Here is an 18,995-nt window from a genome sequence, read left to right as displayed (position 1 = left end):
CCCCGGGGCGTCACGTCGTCAGCACGAGCTTCACGATTTCCGGCGGGCTGCCCACGCGCATGGGCGGGCCCCAGAAGCCACAGCCGCGGCTCACGTAGATGTGCGAGTCCGCGTGCCGGTAGAGCCCCGCGGAGTGCTCCCAGGCGAGGCCGATGAAGAGCGTCATCGGCACGAGCTGCCCGCCGTGCGTGTGCCCCGAAATCTGCAGGTCCACGCCGCGCTCCGCCGCCGTCTTGAAGTTCGCCGGCTGGTGCGCGAGCAGCACCGCGGCCTGGTCCGGGTCCCTCCCCATGAGCGCCTTGTCCAGGTCATAGCCCGGCTTGTTCCGCCGCCGGCCGCCGCTCCAGTCGTCCACGCCCACCAGGTCCAGCGAGCCGCCCGCGTCGCCGATGCGCACGTGCCGGTTGCGCAGCACCTGGATGTCGAGCGACTCGAGGAACGCCGTCCACTCGTCGTCGCCGGAGTAGTAGTCGTGGTTGCCGGTGACGAAGAAGCTGCCGTAGCGCGACTTCAAGTCCCGCAGCGCGGCGACATGGGGGCCCAGCGACGGCACGTCGCCGTCCACCAGGTCTCCGGTGATGGCGAAGAGGTCCGGCTTCAGCGCGTTGGCCTGACGGACCAGCTCATCCATGAAGCGCCGCTGGATGAAGTGGCCCACGTGGATGTCCGTGAGCTGGACGATGCTGAGCCCGTCCAGCGCCTTCGGCAGCTTCGGAATCCGCACCGCCAGCTCGGTGACCTGGGGCTGAGCGAAGGCCCGCCAGCTTCCGTACGCGGCCAGCCCTCCGCCCGCCACGAAGGCGCCGCCCGCCACCGTGCGCGCGAGGAAGCGGCGCCGGTCCTCGTCGACAGCCGGCGCGGGAACGGGCGCCACGTCCGGAGTCGTGGCCCGGAAGGGGGCCGCCCGCTCGGAAGGGTTCGGGGGAGGGAGGACGCGCCGGGCGAGGGCGGCGAGCCCGCGGGCCCCGTCCACCGTGAGCAGGGCGATGACGAGGCAGAGCGCCACGCCCATCCACGAGTACGTCGCCACGGTGAGCGGGCCTTCCAGCCCCTCCGGCAGCGCGTCCAGCAGCGTGCGCCGGAAGCCCAGCACGAGGGTCAGCAGGACGAGCACCACCTTGGCCAGGAGCCTCGGCAGGCGACCGTGCAGCAGGGGCCGGGCCAGCCGGCGGTACAGGTACACGTGGCCGAAGACGGCGGCGAGCCCGATGAAAATCGCGAAGAAGGAAAACCGGAACGGCATTGGGCAGGTCCCACGAGTGAAGCGCGAGGGGAGGGTACCACGGCGAAGGGCTGCGAGCGGGCGCCGGAGTGAGTAATGGACAGAGGTCGTGTCCGCACGTCCGGGTGAGCGTCTTCGCCCCCCGTGTGGGGCGGCTCGCGGGACTACATTCCAGCCATTGGCTCACTCAGGAGCGGGAGCGTTCATGGACAAGGTCATCGTCATCACGGGAGCGAGCGCGGGCATCGGCGCGGAGCTGGCGCGGCAGGCGGGAGCGAAGGGCGCGAAGCTGGTGCTGGCCGCTCGCCGCGAGCTGGAGCTGAAGGCCGCCGCGGCCCGCGCGGGGAGCGAGTCCCTCACCGTGGTCACCGATGCCACCCGGCGCTCCGACATGGAGCGGCTGCGCGACGCGGCGCTGGCGCGCTTCGGCCGCATCGACGTCTGGGTGAACAATGCGGGGCGCGGCATCACCCGCTCGGTGATGGAGCTGACCGACGAGGACATGGACTCCATGTGGCGCGACAACGTGAAGAGCGCGCTCTACGGGATGCAGGTGGTGCTGCCCCACTTCCAGTCGCGCAACGCGGGGCAGGTGGTGAACATCTCCAGCGGGCTGGCGCGCCTGCCGCTCGCGCCCTTCCGCTCGGCGTACAGCGCTGCGAAGCACGCGCTCAACGGACTCAGCGCGTGCCTGCGCATGGAGCTGCGGCAGTCGCACCCGGGCATCATGGTGACGGTGGTGATGCCGGGCGTCGTCGCCACCGAGTTCGGCACCAACGCGCTCGGCGGAGGCCCGGACTCGCGCGTGCTGCCCGGTGCCCAGAGCGTCGAGGATGCCACGAAGGTCATCGTGGACGTCATCGAGCACCCGCGTCCGGAGGTCTACACCCAGCCCGCCATGCACGCCGACGTCGAGCGCTACTACCATGACGTCGATGCCTACGAGCGGGAGGCCGCCGCGCGGTTCCGGCGGTGAGGTGAGAGCACGCGTGCGCCCCATGAGACGCCGCCACGAGCCCGGCCAGGACTGGGTGGACCTGTCCCACGACGCGTCCACCGGCATCGAGACCATCCGGGCCCACTTCAACGGCCACGCCTATGACCCGCACTTCCATGACGAGTACCTCGTCGGCGTGACGGAGCAGGGGCTCCAGGAGTTCTCGTGCCGGCGGGCGGTCCACCGCAGCACCCCGGGCCGAGTCATCCTCATCGAGCCCGGCGAGATTCATGACGGGCAAGCCCGGGGCGAGGAGGGCTTCACGTACGTGATGCTCTACCTGCGACCCTCGTGGCTCATCCAGAGCTGCACCCGCGCGGCGGACGGAAGCTTCCCGAGCCACCCGGCCGGCTTCCGCGCCATCCTCAATGATGAACCCCGGCTCGCGACGGCCATCCTCCGGGCGTTCTGGACGCTGCACCTGCCGGAGGCGCGGCTCGCGAGGGACGAGGCGCTGGATGCCCTGGCGGCGGCGCTCAATCCGCACCTCGGCGCGTCCCGCGTCGTCAGGGTGGGGGAGCAGGCCACCCGCGCCGCGCGCCGCGCCCGGGAGCTGCTGCGTGAGCAGATGGAGGACGACGTCGGGCTGGACGAGCTCGCCCGGCGCTGCGGCGCGGACCGCTTCCAGCTGTCGCGGGCCTTCCGCAAGGCCTATGGGCTGCCGCCGCACGCGTACCTCGTGCAGCTGAGGCTCACCGCCGCTCGGCAGCGGCTCGCCAGGGGAGAGTCCCCTGCCTCGGTCGCCGCCGCGGTAGGCTTCGCCGACCAGAGTCACCTGGGCCGCTGGTTCCGCAGGGCCTTCGGGCTGACCCCGGCCGCCTACCGCGCGATGTGCACGAACGTTCCAGACGGGAGGTCCTCGCCCCGCTGACGATGCGTTCCAACAGCGGAGAGGACCATGCCCGAGAACTTCACGACCAAGGTCGCGCTCATCGTGCGCGACGACCTCGCCACGTGGCAGAAGCTGAACGTCACCGCCTTCCTCGCCACCGGCATCGCCGCGTCGGCGCCGGAGGCCCTGGGCGAGCCCTACGAGGACGCCGCGGGGAGGCGCTACACCCGGCTGCTCGGTCAGCCGATGCTCGTCTTCAGCGCCACGCGCGCACAGCTCCAGGACGCGCATCGCGCCGCCGTTGAACGCGGCTTGTCCGCCTCCGTCTACGTCGGAGCCATGTTCTCCACCGGCCATGACGAGGCCAACCGCGCCGCGCTCCGCGCCGAGAATCCGGAGGACCTCGACCTCGTGGGCCTCGCCGTGCGCGGCGACCGGAAGCAGGTCGACAAGGCCGTGAAGGGGCTGGCGCTCCACAAGTGAGACATGTGAGCACCCGGGTTGCGCCTGCAATCCCGCTGCTAACTTGTGCCAGTCGTGTAAATCGAGAAAGCCTATTTCAAACAGTCAACGTTATCTCATACACTGAGTATGAGACGGAACGTCGAGGTCACATCGCGAAGCGGTGTGGTCCGGGGAGGTGCCGGGCGTTCCCGTCCAGAGGTCTGCCTCGTGGGCCGGGGTGCTTCCCGGACGGGAGGTTCGCGCCGCGGCGGGCGCTCTCATGACGAGAGCTGGCTCGAGCCGTGGCGGGCAACCCGGCACCACCGGAGCACACACGCATGAGCACTCGCATCGCATTGGGCTGGCCCCTGCTGCTGCTCGTCGCCACGCCCGGCCTGCTGGGCGCGGGGTGCAGCCCCGAGGGCCGGAAGCAGACCGCGCCCGCCGACGCCCTGGCCGACAAGCCCCGACTGGAAGCCGACGCCCGGAGCATGGCGCCGAAACTCCTGGAGCGAGAGGGCCAGCCCGTGCGGCTGGACCTGTCCGACCCGGCCCAGTACCGCTCGGTGATGAACCGGCTGCGTGCCGCGGGCAACACGCCCGAGAACTCCCCGGAACTCTTCTCGCGCCTGGAGCGTGCGAAGGCGCTGGCCACGGGGGCGCCCACGCGCGGGCTGAAGACGGCCAGGGCCGCGCTGGAACTGGATGACGAGTGGTGCGGCCACCTGCTGCCCATCCTGAAGAGCGCGGGGCAGGGCAGCATCGTGGTGGACGCGAAGACGCTGGCCTCGTGCGTCGGCGGGGCGGACTACGTCTACGCGGACGTGGCCGTCTACGAGACGACGGCGGACGGCACGGTGTTCCAGCACGTGGGCGGCAGCTCGGCGGAGGAGTACGCCGGGGGCACGTTCTTCAGCAGCGGGTCCGCCAACCACACCTTCTCGCTGGCCTCGGGGCGGCAGCTCTACGTCGACTCGTACGTGCTCGCCTTCAACGACGCCACCGGCGAGAGCGTCAGCACCGCGGTGGGGCAGGAGGTCGCGCCCGCGCTCACCTCGGAGGCCATCACCCTCGACCATCCCCGCGAGCTCATCGGCGAGGAGCTGTCGGACAACGCCATCCGCGTCTGCCTGGAGCGCGGCGCCGTCTCCGGCAGTCACCTGGACTGTGACTACGCCTCCGGCATCCTGGACCCGGAGACGGGGGACTTCGTCCTGTACGGCCGCAGCGGTGGGGTGAACCCCACCGGCGTCGCCGCAGTGGACCGCACCGAGTCCAAGAACAAGAACCGCTGGCTCGCGAGCGGCAACTACTGGGCGGCGGCGCCCTCGTACAACATGAGCCAGCTCTACGTGCCGCTGGCCGGTACGTTCTCCCCGGGCAGCACGTCGAATGGGGCGTGCACCATCTTCTCCCATACGTACTCGAACGCGTCCCTCATCCTGAAGGACACCGGCGGCCGGTGCCAGGCGCGCAACATCCCCCCCGGCTCCACGCTGGAGGTCAGCGGCTTCCCGATGATGCCGAGCCCCTCCGGCTCCTTCAGCACGCTGGTCAGCTTCGGGCCCAACTGCCTGGGCAACCAGCAGAACGTGGCGCTCGCGGTGGACATCGCCGTGCGCGCGGACTGCGGGAAGCGGGACTCGCGCGGCAACCGCGTCCTGGAGCGGCGGCACGGCTTCCTGCTCTACGAGCCCGTCATCGACTTCAAGTTCAGCTGCCTCGCCGAGGGCACCGGCATCCTGCGCGCGGACGGCAAGAGCGTGCCCGTGCAGGACGTGAAGGTGGGCGACCGGGTCGTCGCCGATGACGCGGGCCTCGTGCTGACGGTCAACACCGTGTCTCGTGGTGGCGAGTCGCGCCCGCTGGTGCTGCTGCGCGACGCGAGCGGCCGCGAGGTGCGCGTCACCGCGAAGCATCCGCTCGTCACCGAGGACGGGCGCGTCGTCGCCGCCGAGGCGCTGACGCGAGGCGACCGGGTACGCGCTCGCGGTGGCGTGACGACGCTCGCCGCCGTCGAGCGCGTGGCCTCCGAGGGTCAGGTCTACAACCTGACCCTGGGCACGGACGCGGAGCTGACGCGCCTCGGCGAGCGGCAGCGCACCTTCTTCGCCAACGGCTACCTGGTGGGTGACAGCTCCATGCAGGACCAATTGGAGCGGCGGCGGCCCGACAAGGGCGAGCTGCTCGCGCGCCTGCCGAAGGCCTGGCACCAGGACTACCTCAACGACCCGGCGCGCAAGACGGCGGCCCGCCGCTAGCGCACGCCCCGCCAACAAAGCCTCCCGGGCCGGGCGCTCCCTGGCCCGGGGGCGCCCGTCTTCCCTTTCTTCCTCCCGTAGATGCCGGAAGGTTCCATGACTCGTCTGTCGCGTCCGTTGTTCGCGCTCTTCGGCGTGCTGCTCCTGCTCGGTGCCTGTCAGCAGGAGTCCTCGTCCCCATTGGAGCCCTCGGCTACCGGAGAATGGCGTGAGACGGGAGCCCTGATGGCGGGCAAGGCGTCCGTGCCCGAGGCGCTCCTCAGCGACGGAGGAAGCCTCCCGACGCTTCCGCCGCGCTGCCAGACGGTGGGCAACCTCTCCGGAGAGCCCGGGGATGCGCGCTTCTACTCCTTCGACCTCCCGGCGGGCCCATCCGGCGTCACGTTCCGGCTCGGGGGAGGAACGGGCGACGCGGACCTCTACGTGCGTCGCGACGAGCCGCCCACCGACGTGGATTACGACTGTGCTCCGTTCGGGACGGGCAACGACGAGGCCTGCGCGGTGTCCACCTCCGCCTCCGGGACGTGGCACGTGATGGTGCTGGGCTTCGACTCCTACGCGGGCGCCACCCTGAGTGTGTGCCGCGAGGAGCCGACCTGCGTGCTGCAGAACGGCGTGGCCCATATCTTGAGCGGGGACGCGGGCTCCGACTTCCGGTGCATGTTCGAGGTCCCCCAGCCGGTCAACAGGCTCACGGTCCGCGCCGTCCGCACCCACTCAGGGTCCGGCCTGTATGTCCGGCGCGAGGCGCCTCCCACGACGACTCAGTACGACTGCCTGCACAACCCCACGACGCTCGACTCGCTCTGCCAGCTCAGCAACGCCGGCTCCGGGCTCTGGCATGTGGCGCTCCTGCGCGCGGACGGAAGCGTTCCCACAGGCAGCGTGACGCTCACGGGGTCCTACAACACGACCGACACGACCGCGCCCGACACGGTGCTCAGCCCCGTGTCCGCCGGGCAGACGGGTTCCTCGGCCACCTTCTTCTTCCAGTCGAATGAGGCCAACGTGCGCTACGAGTGCCGGCTGGATGGCGCGCCGGCCTTCACCGTCTGCTCCCAGAACTCCACCTACTTCGAGCTGACCGCGGGCAGCCACCGGCTGGAGGTCCGGGCGCGGGACGCCTCGGGCAACGTGGACGGGACGCCGGCCACGTACACCTGGAACGTCGTCCTGGCGGAGCCGGAGACCGACATCGTGTCCGGGCCTCTGCCGCTCTCCAACTCCGCGTCGGCGACCTTCACGTTCCAGTCCAACATGCAAGGCGCGTGGTTCGAGTGCAGGGTCGACAACGCTCCCACCTTCGCCACCTGTCCGAACCCGTTCACCGTGACCACCCCGAGCGATGGCGCGCACCGGCTCCTGGTCCGGGCCCGTACCACGAGCGGCGTGGACCCGACCCCGGCCGTCTACGACTGGGTCGTCGACCGGCTCGTCCCCGTGGCGCCTGTCATCACCGCTCCCGCGCAGGATGCGTTCCTCCGCACGCGACGGCCGATCTTTCAGGGAATGGCGGAGCCCGGAACCCTCGTGCGCTTCTCGCTGGATGCAATCCCGATGTCGCAGACCGTCATCGCCTCCTCGCAGGGAGCATGGAGCTTCGTGGCGCCCATGGACCTCCCGGAAGGGAGTCACGTGCTGCAAGTCACCAGCGTGGACCAGGCTGGCAACATGAGCGCGTCCACCCAGGTCACCTTCCACATCGACGTGACATCGCCCTTGGCACCCGTGGTGAACACTCCGGCGGAGGCCGCCATCCTCAACACGCAGAGGCCGACCCTGGCGGGTGCGGCGGAGCCGGGGACGGTCATCGAAGTCTACCTGGACCTGGTGCTCGCGGGCGCCACCCCGGTGGCCAGCAACGGGACGTGGTCATTCACCGCGACCCAGCCCCTCGTCGATGGAGCCCATGTCGTAACGGTCCGGGCCATGGACCGCGCGGGCAATCCCAGCCTCTCGTCGCCGCCGCGCCACTTCCTCGTGGACACCGTGGCACCGCAGGTCGTCATCGTCACCGGACCGATGCAGCGGACCCGCAGCAGGGTCGCGGAGTTCACGTTCACCACCGATGGACCGGACGCGACGTTCGAGTGCCGGGTGGACCTCGCCGTGTACACCGCCTGCGGGTCGCCCTACGTGCTGCTGGACCTTCTGGATGGGACGCACGTGCTGGAGGTGCGAGCCGTGGACGCCGCGGGCAACAGGAGCCCGAATCCTGCTCGGTGGCAGTGGACGGTGGACTTGATGCCGCCAGACACGGCGTTCGCCTACAAGCCTCCCGAGCTGTCCACGGCGCGCACGGACTCGTTCGACTTCAGCTCCCCCGAGTCGCCTGTCACCTTCGAGTACCGGCTGGACGGCTCGGACTGGGCACTGGCGAGCGACCCGCTCGTCCTCTCCGGGCTGCCGGATGGGCCGCACACCCTGGAGGCGCGCGCCCGGGACTCGGTTGGCAACGTGGACCCGACGCCCGCGACGTACACCTGGACCATCAACAACGGGCCGCCGGACACGTCCATCGTCAACAAGCCCCCGGGGCTCACGCGCCTTTCGAGCGCGACCTTCTCGTTCGGCTCCACGGAAGCCGGCGTCGCCTACGAGTGCAGCCTCGACATGAGCGGCGTCTTCACGCCGTGCACCAATCCCGTCACCTTCGACAACCTGGCCCAGGGCTGGCGCACGCTCCACGTCCGCGCACGCGACCCCATGAACAACCATGACGCGTCGCCCGCGCGCTACTCGTGGAACATCGACCTGACGGCGCCGGAGACCGGCATCGCCTCCGGCCCTCCGCTGACCGGCGCCCCGGCCACCGCGACCTTCGACTTCTTCGCCAACGAGACGAACGTCTTCTACGACTGCGCGCTGGATGGCGGCGCCTTCGCCCGCTGCGCCGACCCCGTCACCTTCGCGAACCTCGCCCCGGGCGAGCATGTGCTCCAGGTCCGGGCGAGGGACCTCGCGGGCAACCAGGACGCGACACCCGCGGCGTATGCCTGGCGCGTGGGACCCTGACGCGGGGAACGGGCACGCCCGGGAGGAGGGTGCTCCCGGGCGGGCTTCGTCGACCAGTGCGCGCAGGCGCCCGGCGGCGTCGCTGGTGCAACGCCGCCACTCGAGGAGCGCCTCCAACCTCGACGCACTACGTGTTCATCTCGCCTGTCAGGCGGGCACGCAATACACCTGGTTGTACGAGCCGAAGCTGCACGAGCCGCCGCAGGTGGGGCTGCAAGCCTTCGACTCCACGCGCCAGCCGGTCGGACATGAAAGGGCGCACGCATCAAATGAATTGATGTTGGGCTCACAGTGCGCCTGGTTGTACGAGCCGAAGCTGCACGAGCCGGCGCAGGAGGAGGTGCACGACTTGTACGTCACGTGCCAGCCGTTCGGGCATGAAAGACCGCATTGGGTAAACGAGCCACCGATGGGCTCGCAGTTCACCGAATTATTCGAGCCGAAGCTGCACGAGCCGCCGCAGCTGTAGTCGCAGCCGTACCACGTCGGGTAGTAGCCGCTCGGACACGAGAGGGAGCACACTCTCAGCGCCGACTCGGTGGCGCCGAGCTCCTCGGTCTGCACTGCGTCTTCCTGCTCCTGGACGTCTCCGCAGGCGGCCAGCGCAACCACCGCCAACACCACCGACAATCGCTTCAGCATGGGTCTGCCCCTGATTCAGTTTGGGTCCATCTGTCTTTCAGATGGCGCCGCGCCTTCTATCGCTCGCACTCAGCTCCTTCAAGGATGGCGAGAGGGAAGCGTGACGGTGTCCGGGTTCTCGATTTCTCGATGACAGCGAATGCCAACCTCGGTGCCCCGCTGGGACTTGTTGCCGTAGTGGCACTTGCGGCGCACTCCCATGTCTGGAATTGCCCCGTCAGATCGCAGGCCACCCACGCCGCCTCACCTTCGAAGCGGCGCGAGCGCACCGGCTCAGGGCGACGGCACGAAGCGGACGTCCACCCAGTAGTTCGTGTCCTTGTAGCTGCTGGACGGGAAGCCGCCCGAACCGTAGGCATACACGCCATTGCCGCCCACACTCGCGCTGGCGGGGGCGGTCAGGTTGCCACTGGTGACGGCGCTCGCGAGGCCGGAGGGGTCTCGCGCGAAGCGGCCGTTGGACGTGTAGTACGAGGCCACATAGAGCGTGTTGGCGCTGATGGGCACGGGCGTGGGCAGGGTGACTTCCTGCCAGCCCGGGATGCGGCCGTCGCTCACGGGAACCTGGGCCAGCAGGGTGCCCGTGCCCGTCCAGAGGCGGGCGACATAGCCGCTCGCGTTGCCCGTGCCCCGGTAGAAGCGCAGCGCCGTGATGGTGCCGGGGACGTTGCTGCGGAAGCGCACGCCCAGCTCGACGGCGCGGGTGTCGGCTTCCTCGACAGGGTTGGCGGGCGCGCGGTCACCGAAGAGCGATTGGCTCCAGGGAAGGATGAGGGTGGCCACCACGGGCCGGTGGTCCGACTGGGACGACGCGCCCACGACGGCCGCCGTCACGGGTGACGTCCACCCGGAGCCGAGGAAGAGGTAGTCGATGCGGCGCGTGGGGAAGCTCGCGTCATGGGTGTAGCCATTGCCCGAGCCGCCGCGCGTCCACGCGTCGGTGAGCAGCGTCTTCAAGCTGGTGATGCCGGACTCGGAAGGGGACGCGTTGAGGTCTCCGCCGAGCAGCGCCCACGGCTTCCCAGCGAGGGCGGCCTTGACGTCGTCGGCCTGGTTGAGACGTTCCGTCGCGCCCGTGGTGCCGAAGTGGGTGACGGCCACGGGCACCACGTGCGTCGCGTCCAGTTCCACCTCCACCAGCCCGAGCACGCGCTGCTCGGCGGCCGAGCGCAGCGGGATGCGCTGCACGGAGCGGATGGGGTAGCGCGACAGCACGGCGAGGCCGTACTGCCCGCCGTCGTAGCTGAGCAGCGACGGCACGAAGGCGTGATTCATGCCGGTGAGCTGTCCCAGCCGCGCGGCCTGGTCCACCTTGCCGGCGCGGTTGGTGAGGACATCCACTTCCTGGAGCGCAACGAGGTCCGGCGCCTGGCCCCGGATGACGCTGGCGATGCTGTCGAGGCTGCTCAGCTCACCGTGCTTGATGTTGTACGTCATGAACCGGAGCCCGCCGCCCGGCGTGAGGGCCTGGGAGGACTCGGAGACGGGGGAGGGCGCGTCGGCGGTGTCCGGCGGCGCGCACCGGGGGAGGACGGCGAGGAACAACACGGCCAGGACGGACAGGAGGGGATGTCTGAGGCGCATGGGTGGGGGCTCTCACAGGGCGGTGCGACTTCACCCCTTCGCGGGGCGGGAGGAATGATGCGCTCGGAGGCACTGGCCCGGGAAGAAGTCCGCCCCCCGTCGTTATCGATACCGACCCATTTTCGTGGAGCCGCACGCATGACGACCCAGAGAGAGCACCCGCGCTTCGCCCGTCCCGAGCCCGTCCACCGGCTCTTCGCCGAGCAGGCGAAGCGAACCCCCAGCTCGGTCGCGGTGGCCTCCGGCAACACGAGCGTCACCTATGAGCAACTGTCGGCGCGCGCGCGGGCCCTGGCGGCCACGCTCCGGCGACAAGGCGTGGGGCCCGGCTCCCGGGTCGGCATCCTCCTCACACCCTCCATCGAGCTGGTCATCGCGGTGCTCGGGTGTCTCGAAGCTGGCGCCGCCTACGTGCCCCTGGAGCCGCTGCGGCCGCTCGACTACACGAAGTTCGTCATCGAGAACGCCGGGGTGTCCCTCGTCCTCACGCAGCCCGAGCTCGGCGAGCGTCTGCGTGGGCTTCCGGTGCGCTGTATCTCTCCCACGGGGCACGACAGCGCGCCGTCTGACGCTGAAGCCCACGTCTCTCCCGAAGACGCCGCCTACGTCATCTACACGTCGGGCACGACGGGGAATCCCAAGGGCGTGCTTGTGCCCCACCGCGCGCTCGCGAGCTACATCGGGTGGGCGCGCGAGCTGTACGTGGGCAACGACGCCGCAACGTTCCCGCTGTACTCGTCCCTGGCGTTCGACCTCACCGTGACGTCGCTCTTCGTGCCGCTCGTCTCCGGTGGAACGCTCATCGCCTATCCGGGCTCCTCGGCGGGCGCGGCGCTGATGGACGCCATCGAGGACAACCGTGTCGACACCGTGAAGCTCACGCCCAGCCACCTGTCGCTGCTCGTCACGCGCAAGCATCCGGGCAGCCGGGTGCGGCGGCTCATCGTTGGCGGCGAGAGCCTGGACACGCGGCTGGCGCGGCAGGCGCTGGAGAGCTTCGGCCCCGGGCTGGAGCTGTTCAACGAGTACGGCCCCACGGAGGCAACGGTGGGGTGCATCGTGCACCGGTTCAACCCTGGCTCGGATGTCCAGGACTTCGTCCCCATCGGCCGGCCGGCGCCGAACGCCCGGGCCTGGGTGCTGGATGAGCGCCTGACTCCGGTGGCGGAGGGCGTGACGGGCGAGCTGTACCTCGGCGGAGACTGTCTGGCGCTGGGCTACCTCGGCAACCCGGAGGCGACCCGCGAGCGCTTCGTCCCCAGCCCGTTCGAGAAGGACGCGGTGCTGTACCGGACAGGAGACCTCGCGCGCTGGCTGCCCGGCGAACGCCTGGGCTTCGAGGGCCGGAACGACTCGCAGATCAAGTTCAACGGCCACCGCGTCGAGCTGGAGGGCCTTAGGAGCCTGCTGAACCGGCACCCGGCGGTGCGCGACAGCGTGGTCCTGCTCGGCACGGATGCGGGCGCCAGCGCGCTCATCGCCTACTACGCCTCGGAGCAGGCCATCGACGCGTCCGCGCTCCGCAGCTTCCTGGGGACGCAGCTGAGCCAGGAGCTTCTCCCGCAGTACTTCGTCCACGTTGCTCGGTGGCCCCTCACGCCCAACGGCAAGGTCGACACGAAGGCACTGCCCCGGCTCGACGAGGTGAAGGCACGGATGCGGAGCATGTCCGCGCCGCCGCGCACGCCAACGGAGACGGAGCTCGCGGCCATCTGGCGCAGGTCGCTCGGGCTCGCGGAGATTGGCGTCGACGACGACTTCTTCGAGATGGGCGGCCACTCGCTGCTGGCGAACCAGATCATCCTGCGGATTCGCGAGGCGCTCGGGGTGGACCTGAACATGCGCAGCATCTTCGAGAACCGGACCGTCGCCGCGCTGGCCCGGAGCATCGAGCAGGCGCGGGCCAACGCGGAGATTCGCATCGCCACGGGCGCAAGGACGGAGGAGGCGCCGCTCCCCCGGTTCATTCCGGGGCCTGGAGCGAGCACGACGCCCGCGGCGGCCACGAAGAAGAGCGACGAGGAGAACCTCGTCAACGCGGAGTCCATCACCTCCGTGGACGAGAAGGTCGGCGAGTTCTACAGCCGCTTCCCGTGGCCGTGGAACTCGTCGAAGTTCGACACGCTCCAGGACCCGGACTTCGAGCGGACGCTGGTCAGCCAGGAGGTGGGCGACTTCGGCCACACCGCCGTGCCCCGGGACGCCAACATCTGGGTGGCGGGCTGCGGCACGAACCAGGCGCTCCTGACGGCGCTGCTGTTCCCGAACGCGAAGGTGCTCGGCACGGACCTGTCGACGAAGTCGATTGAAATCTGCGCGGCCAACGCGGCCGACCTGGGCGTGAAGAACCTCGAACTGCGGCTGGAGAGCATCAACGACGCGCCCTACGTGGAGCAGTTCGACTTCATCGTCTGCACGGGCGTGATTCACCACACCTACGAGCCGGCCCATGCGCTGGCGAGGTTGTCCCGGGCCCTCAAGCGCGACGGCTTGATGGAGCTGCTCGTGTACAACCGCTTCCACCGGACGATCACCAGCGCCTTCCAGAAGGCCATCCGGCTGATGACGCAGGGGCTGTCGTCCAACGACTACGCGGTGGCGAAGCGGCTGGCGGCGGGGTTCGCCGTCGACAACACGATGGCGCGGTTCATCAGCCGCCACCGCGACTGGGAGGAGTCGGACTTCGCGGACCTGCTCATCAACCCGGTCGAGCACAGCTACACGGTGGACTCGCTGGCCGACATGGCGGGCGGCTGCAACCTGGAGCTGGTGCGGCCCTGCATCAGCCTCTACGCGAAGTACCGCGCCGAGAGCATCTTCTGGGAGATGGGCTTCACGGACCCGGACATCCAGCGCGTCTACGACGCCATGCCGGACCTGGACCGGTGGCGCGTGTCGAACCTGTTGATGCACGAGAAGTCGCCGATGCTCTGGTTCTATCTGCGCCGCCAGGACTCGCTGCTGCCCCGGAAGTCGGAGCAGCAGCTGAATGACGCGTTCCTCAAGACGACCTTCGAGCGGGCGAGCACGATGCAGCAGAGCTACATCCGGGGGCAGGACGGGCGCTTCCGGTTGTCGTCGAAGTCCATCGCGCACCCGGCCTCCGCGCCGGAGGACGCGGTGAGGGCCCTGTACGAGCGCTTCGACCGGCCCCGGGTCATGGGCGAGGTCTTCTCCGAGCTCGGCCTGCCGACCCACTTCGGCACCGTCCAGCGTGCGCGCCTGCAGCTCACGATTCCGGCGTTCCCGTACCTCAAGGCCGTGGGTTCACGGTAGAAGAGCGAGTGCTCTTGAGCCCGCCCCTCATTGAAACCGTGAAGGACGACGCCGCCCTGCGCGACTGGGTGGACATCGTGAACGAGGTGGATGTCTGGGGCGTGCTCTCGTTCGAGGATGCCCGCTACCGCAGCCGCGCCCAGGGCCGCACGGAGTACGTGCTGCGTGTGGACGGACAGGCCGTGGGTGCCGCGTTCCTCCAGCCTCCCAGTGGGGAAGGGGAGGCGTCGTGCGCGGTGACCGGCCTGTGGGTCAGGAGCGAGCACCGGCGGCGGGGACTGGGCACGGCGCTCCACCACGCCGTCTCGGCGGAGGCGCGGCGGCTCGGGGCGGACTCGCTGGAGGTGGAGGCCTACGAGTCCCAGGAGGACGCGTTGCGATACCTGGAGCACCGGGGCTACCGCGAGCAGGCCCGGCACACCGAGCTGATGCTGGAGCTGGAAGGCCTCGTGCTCCCGGAGGTGTGCCCGCCACCGGGCATCCACATCGTCACGCGCGCCGAGCGGCCGGACCTGTTGCGTGGGATGTACGCGGTGGCGCAGGAGGCCATCGCGGACATCCCCGGTGAGGGGCCGGACGCCGTGGGCTCCTTCGAGGAGTGGCTGGCGACGGACCTGGACCGCCCTCCCCACACGCATGACCTGACGTTCATCGCCCTGCATGGCGACGAGGTCGTGGGCTACGCGGTGCTCCAGCGCGGCCAGCGCGGCATCGCCTTCCACAGCCTCACGGGAGTGAAGCGCGCGTGGCGGGGGCAAGGCATCGCCAGCGCGCTGAAGCGGGCCCAGCTCGCCGGTGCGCAGCGGGCCGGCTTCCAGCGGGTGGTCACGGAGAACCACCTGGACAACGCGCCCATCCGTCACCTCAACGAGACGTTCGGCTATCGCCCGCTCCCCGGAGCCATCCTCTTCCGGGGGCCGCTGCTTCCCGCGGAGCCCTGAAGCTCACCGGGCCCAGAGCCGGACCTGGGTCCCCGCGCGACGCACCAGGAGCGGGCTGGACACGCCGTCCATGGGCTCGATGCGCCCGGGCAGCGAGTCCGCGGCCACCGTCTTCCACCCCAGCGCCCGCAGGTCCGCGTGGACTTCCTCGGCGAAGGGCCCGCCGTACGAGGTCAGTACGTGCTCGGCCCGAAGGTGTCCCAGCAACTCGCGGCCCTGGGGCATGGGCAGGTAGTAGAGCACCTCCGCCAGCAGCACCAGGTCCGCCTCCAGCGGCACGTCCAGCGCGGAGGCGTCCACGATGCGGACGCGTGCCTCGCCGCCCAGCCGCGCGCGCAGGCGCGAGACGAAGCCCGGCTCGGACTCCACCGCCTGCACGTGCGCCTCGGGGAAGAGCGACAGGAGCTGCTCCGTCATCAGGCCTTCGCACGCGCCCACGTCCATTACCGTCCGCGGCGCGCGTCCTTCTCGTGCCAGTGCCCCGAGGAGCCGGGCCGTGAGCGCATAGCGCTCGCGCTCGTAGGTCGAGTGCGTGAAGCCCCACGGGTCCTCCAGCTCCGTGAAGATTTCGGGCTTCGTCAGCGACAGCGCGCGCACCACGTCCGCGTGGCGGATGTCGCAGAACGCCTCGATGCCGGGGCCATCGCGCACGGGGAGGGTGCAGGCCTCTCCGGCACCGTCGGGGCGCTCGCGGTAGAGCGCGTTGAGCAACCCCAGCTTCTGGTGGAAGGAGCGGTCGTCCAGCACCGTGACGGCTGTGGGGCGTGCACCCAGGGCGGGGACGCGGAGCCGGTTCACCGCGCGGCCCACCGCGAGGCAGAGCTCCCGATGCCGTGGCGCGTCCTCCTGCGGGCTGTGCGTATGGACTCGCACCGCGCCGAGCGCCGCCTGCTCACGCAGCCAGGGCCCCACCTCGGAGAGAGCCAACATTCGGGTGCTCCTCGCCCCGAGCGCCATGCCCACCGCGTGAAGCTCCCGGCGGGTGAGGTCATTCGCTTCGTCGGCGGCGGCCACCACCGCGATGCTCGCGCCCGGCGCGACAGTGCTGAACAGGCGCACGACATCCTCGGGATGGGCCACGACGATGGTTGATGCCACAGGGGAGTACGAACTCATGGGGGTGCTCCGGAAGTGGAGGTTCGTGCCTTCATGGACGAGCTCCTGTTGCGCTCTCCTCCGCGACACGGAGGGGCTCGGTGAGGAAGGGAACGAGCTGCTCGCGGATGAGCGGCTCCCACTGCATCCGCGCGGCGAGCTGGCGGCCTGTCTCCAGCAGGCCGCGAGCGGCCTCCTCGTCTCGCGGCAGGCGCTCCACCACCTGCCGCGCCACGTGCTGCGCCGTCCGCCGCTCCAGCGCCTGGAGCTCATCCGCCCGAAGGGACTTCCAGTGCGTGATGGTCCACGACGGGTCACCGTCCTCCTCGGACGCGTAGTCCGCGACCACGAGGTTCGGATGCGCCTGCTCGGACATGCCCATGTCGGCGCACAGCTCCGCCAGCGTGCGGCGTGCTCCGCTCACTCCAGAGATGACGCACACCGCCCCGCAGCTCAGCGGCTCCAGCTGCGCCAGACCGAAGGACTCGTAGAGGGACTGTCCCAACGAGACATCCGTGGCGCGCAGCAGGTCGTCCCGCGTGAAGTCCAGGCCCGCGGGCCACGTCGCCTGGTTGATGGCATGGATGTGGAGCCCCGTTCCTCGCGCGTTGAAAGCCGCCACCCGCTCCAGCAGCGCGCGGATGTTGTCGGAGGGCTGGGCCGCGTCCCACTCCGAGATGATGAGCAGCACCGCGGGCAGGCGCTCCGGCGGGAGCCGCTCCGCCAGGGACTCGCAGACGGTGACGTCCCGCTGCAACCCCTTGCACACCTCGTCGCGGGAGATGCGGGTGAGCACCAGCCGGAAGTCATGGCCCAGCCGCTCGCGCAGGTGGCGCAGCACCCGCTCGCGGCTCTCCCGCCGCGCGTCCCAGTCCGTCGCCACGGCGCGGTGGCCGTGCGGAATGACGGTGATGGGACGCGCACGGAAGCGCCGGTCCACGAAGCGCAGCTCGTCCGCGACGGAAGGGCTGACGGCCCCGACTCCATCGCACAGGGAGCCATGCCGCAGAATCTGGAAGCTCGGCCAGCCCTCCACCGGGAAGACCTCGTCCAGCGTCTGTCCCTCGGCGAGCGCGAGGCGCTGCACCTGGTAGAAGCGGTTGTCCGAGGCCCCCTGTCCCGGCGCGTCGCCATACTCCACGAGCACCCGAGGCGTCCGCACCTCGCCGGCGTAGTTCACGGTGCGGCTCCACGCGCGGCCATCCAGCAGGGCCTTGTACGCCAGCGGCAGGGACAGGTGCTCCTGGGCCAGGAAGACGCAGCTCGCCCCACCGGGAGGACGCAGGGCCTCCACCGCGTCGAAGACGGGCTCGGCGAGGACCATGCCCATCATCGCGTCATGGTCCAGCGGCGGCGCATGCACCCAGCCGCGCCGCACCCCATGCCGGTAGAGCCGGTTGACGAGCGTGGTGCCCCCCAGCCGCTCTCCCCGGAGCACACGCGTGGCCCACGAGGCCACGCGCCATGGCGCGGGCCTGGGCGCCCGGACATCCAGCCGCACCTCCACGCCGAGCAACCGGCGCAGCCGCTCCAGGAACAGCGGCATGGTGGGCATGAAGACGCGGTAGCCGCGGAGCACGTCCGTCAGGTCCACCAGCAGCACCTCCACCGGCCCTCCGGGCGCGGGCCGCCGCCCGTACACGAGCGACACGCCATGCCGCGCCTCGACCGGCCGCAGGCGCCGCGACAGCTCCACGGGGTTGCGCCGCCGGAGCCCGCTGTAGAGCACCTCGCCATGCGCCGCGAGGTCCTTCGCCAGCGACTCGCCCGGCGTGTAGCTGCCCTCGCCGCACGGGCGCACCAGCGGGCTGACCAGCAGCGTGCGCCGGAAGGCGCCACGGTAGGCCGCCGAGGCGAGGAGCTGGTCCAGCACCGTGCCCACGCCGCCCTGCGCCCGCGTGGCCTCGAACGACAGGTGGACCAGCAGCGGCCCCTCCCAGGTCATCCCGCTCATTCCCGCACCGCCTTCCACACCCGCTCGGCCAGGCCCTGTCCCGCGCCCAGCCGGCGGGCGTGGCGCTCGACGGAGGGAATCGTCGCGGGCTCCATCTGGCTCTCGTACAGCCGCAGGGCGCGCAGCTTCGCGGGCCACTCGCGCGTCACGTCCAGCAGGCAGGGCGACAGGCTCAGCCCCAGGCCGCGCACGAAGGCGGAGATCTCCTCCTCGCTGTGCCGCTCGCAGTACGGCAGGTCCTCGTAGAACACGAGCCCCCGGGGACCTCCACGCAGGGCCAGCACCGCGTCCCGCACGAGGAGGTGGTCCACGTGCCCGGAGATGCCCAGCGGGACATGGCACACCGCCTCGTCGTCCAGGAGGGGCCGCAGCGCGGCCTCCACCGCGGGCCGGAGTGAATCCCTCGCCGACGGGTAGCGGTCCTCCGCGCCCGGCGGCAGGCGGAGGCTGGTGTCACGGAAGCCGAGGGGCACCCAGTCCGCGCCGTGGGCACACGCGAAGCGCAGGTCCTCCTCCAGCCTCCGCGTGGACACCGCGAAGGCCCGCTGGGGGACCACCGGGAGGACGAACTCCCAGCAGCTCTGCGAGAAGACGGTGACGATGGCCCGGGGCGCGCCCGGGGGCACCCGGACGAGGCTCACGAAACAGCCGAGAGCGATGTCGTCCGGATGCGGTGAGAAGAACAGATGTCGGGCGGGCATGGCGCGAGGCGCTCCTGTCGGGAGGGAACGC

At 70.5% G+C, this 18,995-nt stretch carries 13 protein-coding genes; 7 read left to right on the top strand and 6 right to left on the bottom strand.

The genetic code is table 11. The annotated features are described in order from the left end of the window. Positions 1-10: 10 nt before the first annotated feature. Positions 11-1,243 (bottom strand): metallophosphoesterase, encoded by a 1,233-nt coding sequence (locus HG543_RS09900; RefSeq protein ID WP_169344460.1) that lies wholly within the window; start codon positions 1,241-1,243, stop codon positions 11-13. A gap of 184 nt (positions 1,244-1,427) precedes the next feature. Here HG543_RS09900 and HG543_RS09895 point away from each other — a divergent pair, with 184 nt between their 5' ends. From HG543_RS09895 to HG543_RS09875, 5 genes are all read left to right on the top strand, one after another. Continuing rightward, positions 1,428-2,198: an SDR family NAD(P)-dependent oxidoreductase gene (locus HG543_RS09895; protein ID WP_169344459.1), complete on the top strand. Its 771-nt coding sequence runs from the start codon at positions 1,428-1,430 to the stop codon at positions 2,196-2,198. A gap of 22 nt (positions 2,199-2,220) precedes the next feature. Further along, positions 2,221-3,090: an AraC family transcriptional regulator gene (locus tag HG543_RS09890; RefSeq protein ID WP_169344458.1), complete on the top strand. Its 870-nt coding sequence runs from the start codon at positions 2,221-2,223 to the stop codon at positions 3,088-3,090. A gap of 27 nt (positions 3,091-3,117) precedes the next feature. Then, positions 3,118-3,534: a DUF2000 domain-containing protein gene (locus HG543_RS09885; protein ID WP_169344457.1), complete on the top strand. Its 417-nt coding sequence runs from the start codon at positions 3,118-3,120 to the stop codon at positions 3,532-3,534. 299 nt (positions 3,535-3,833) lie between these two features. After that, positions 3,834-5,756, top strand: a complete 1,923-nt coding sequence (locus HG543_RS09880; RefSeq protein ID WP_169344456.1) for a Hint domain-containing protein — start codon at positions 3,834-3,836, stop codon at positions 5,754-5,756. Between the two features lie 96 nt (positions 5,757-5,852). Further along, complete coding sequence (locus tag HG543_RS09875; protein ID WP_169344455.1) at positions 5,853-8,771, top strand: Ig-like domain-containing protein; 2,919 nt, start codon at positions 5,853-5,855, stop codon at positions 8,769-8,771. Between the two features lie 147 nt (positions 8,772-8,918). Here HG543_RS09875 and HG543_RS09870 read toward each other — a convergent pair whose 3' ends face one another. Beyond that, positions 8,919-9,413, bottom strand: a complete 495-nt coding sequence (locus tag HG543_RS09870) for a hypothetical protein (RefSeq protein ID WP_169344454.1) — start codon at positions 9,411-9,413, stop codon at positions 8,919-8,921. Positions 9,414-9,686: 273 nt separating this feature from the next. Beyond that, on the bottom strand, positions 9,687-10,997 hold the full coding sequence (locus HG543_RS09865) for a DUF4082 domain-containing protein (RefSeq protein WP_246356885.1): 1,311 nt from the start codon (positions 10,995-10,997) through the stop codon (positions 9,687-9,689). 138 nt (positions 10,998-11,135) lie between these two features. On the opposite strand from HG543_RS09865, the gene HG543_RS09860 reads away from it, so the two are divergent. Then, positions 11,136-14,273 (top strand): amino acid adenylation domain-containing protein, encoded by a 3,138-nt coding sequence (locus tag HG543_RS09860; protein ID WP_169344453.1) that lies wholly within the window; start codon positions 11,136-11,138, stop codon positions 14,271-14,273. A 14-nt stretch (positions 14,274-14,287) separates the two neighbouring features. Then, positions 14,288-15,214, top strand: coding sequence for a GNAT family N-acetyltransferase (locus HG543_RS09855; protein ID WP_169344452.1), 927 nt, complete (start codon positions 14,288-14,290; stop codon positions 15,212-15,214). A gap of 3 nt (positions 15,215-15,217) precedes the next feature. On the opposite strand, the gene HG543_RS09850 is transcribed toward HG543_RS09855, so the two are convergent. From HG543_RS09850 to HG543_RS09840, 3 genes are read right to left on the bottom strand one after another with little or no spacing between them, the layout of a single operon-like run. Beyond that, positions 15,218-16,330 carry a class I SAM-dependent methyltransferase gene (locus tag HG543_RS09850; protein ID WP_169344451.1) on the bottom strand — a complete coding sequence of 371 codons (1,113 nt, stop codon included), beginning with the start codon at positions 16,328-16,330 and terminating at the stop codon, positions 15,218-15,220. Between the two features lie 31 nt (positions 16,331-16,361). Next, positions 16,362-18,263, bottom strand: a complete 1,902-nt coding sequence (locus HG543_RS09845) for a glycosyltransferase family protein (RefSeq protein WP_169344450.1) — start codon at positions 18,261-18,263, stop codon at positions 16,362-16,364. Continuing rightward, positions 18,260-18,964: a PIG-L deacetylase family protein gene (locus HG543_RS09840; protein WP_169344449.1), complete on the bottom strand. Its 705-nt coding sequence runs from the start codon at positions 18,962-18,964 to the stop codon at positions 18,260-18,262. The genes HG543_RS09845 and HG543_RS09840 overlap by 4 nt, the downstream gene beginning before the upstream one ends. Positions 18,965-18,995: the final 31 nt, after the last annotated feature.

It is taken from the genome of Pyxidicoccus fallax (assembly GCF_012933655.1).
Lineage (GTDB): Bacteria > Myxococcota > Myxococcia > Myxococcales > Myxococcaceae > Myxococcus > Myxococcus fallax.
Note: the sequence above shows the minus strand (reverse complement) of the source record. Positions and strands in the feature narration are given on the sequence as shown.

Coding starts and splice junctions, on each gene's coding strand:
- HG543_RS09900 (WP_169344460.1), bottom strand. CDS start 1,243: ATGCCGTTCCGGTTTTCCTTCTTCGCGATTTTCATCGGGCTCGCCGCC.
- HG543_RS09895 (WP_169344459.1), top strand. CDS start 1,428: ATGGACAAGGTCATCGTCATCACGGGAGCGAGCGCGGGCATCGGCGCG.
- HG543_RS09890 (WP_169344458.1), top strand. CDS start 2,221: ATGAGACGCCGCCACGAGCCCGGCCAGGACTGGGTGGACCTGTCCCAC.
- HG543_RS09885 (WP_169344457.1), top strand. CDS start 3,118: ATGCCCGAGAACTTCACGACCAAGGTCGCGCTCATCGTGCGCGACGAC.
- HG543_RS09880 (WP_169344456.1), top strand. CDS start 3,834: ATGAGCACTCGCATCGCATTGGGCTGGCCCCTGCTGCTGCTCGTCGCC.
- HG543_RS09875 (WP_169344455.1), top strand. CDS start 5,853: ATGACTCGTCTGTCGCGTCCGTTGTTCGCGCTCTTCGGCGTGCTGCTC.
- HG543_RS09870 (WP_169344454.1), bottom strand. CDS start 9,413: ATGCTGAAGCGATTGTCGGTGGTGTTGGCGGTGGTTGCGCTGGCCGCC.
- HG543_RS09865 (WP_246356885.1), bottom strand. CDS start 10,997: ATGCGCCTCAGACATCCCCTCCTGTCCGTCCTGGCCGTGTTGTTCCTC.
- HG543_RS09860 (WP_169344453.1), top strand. CDS start 11,136: ATGACGACCCAGAGAGAGCACCCGCGCTTCGCCCGTCCCGAGCCCGTC.
- HG543_RS09850 (WP_169344451.1), bottom strand. CDS start 16,330: ATGAGTTCGTACTCCCCTGTGGCATCAACCATCGTCGTGGCCCATCCC.
- HG543_RS09845 (WP_169344450.1), bottom strand. CDS start 18,263: ATGAGCGGGATGACCTGGGAGGGGCCGCTGCTGGTCCACCTGTCGTTC.
- HG543_RS09840 (WP_169344449.1), bottom strand. CDS start 18,964: ATGCCCGCCCGACATCTGTTCTTCTCACCGCATCCGGACGACATCGCT.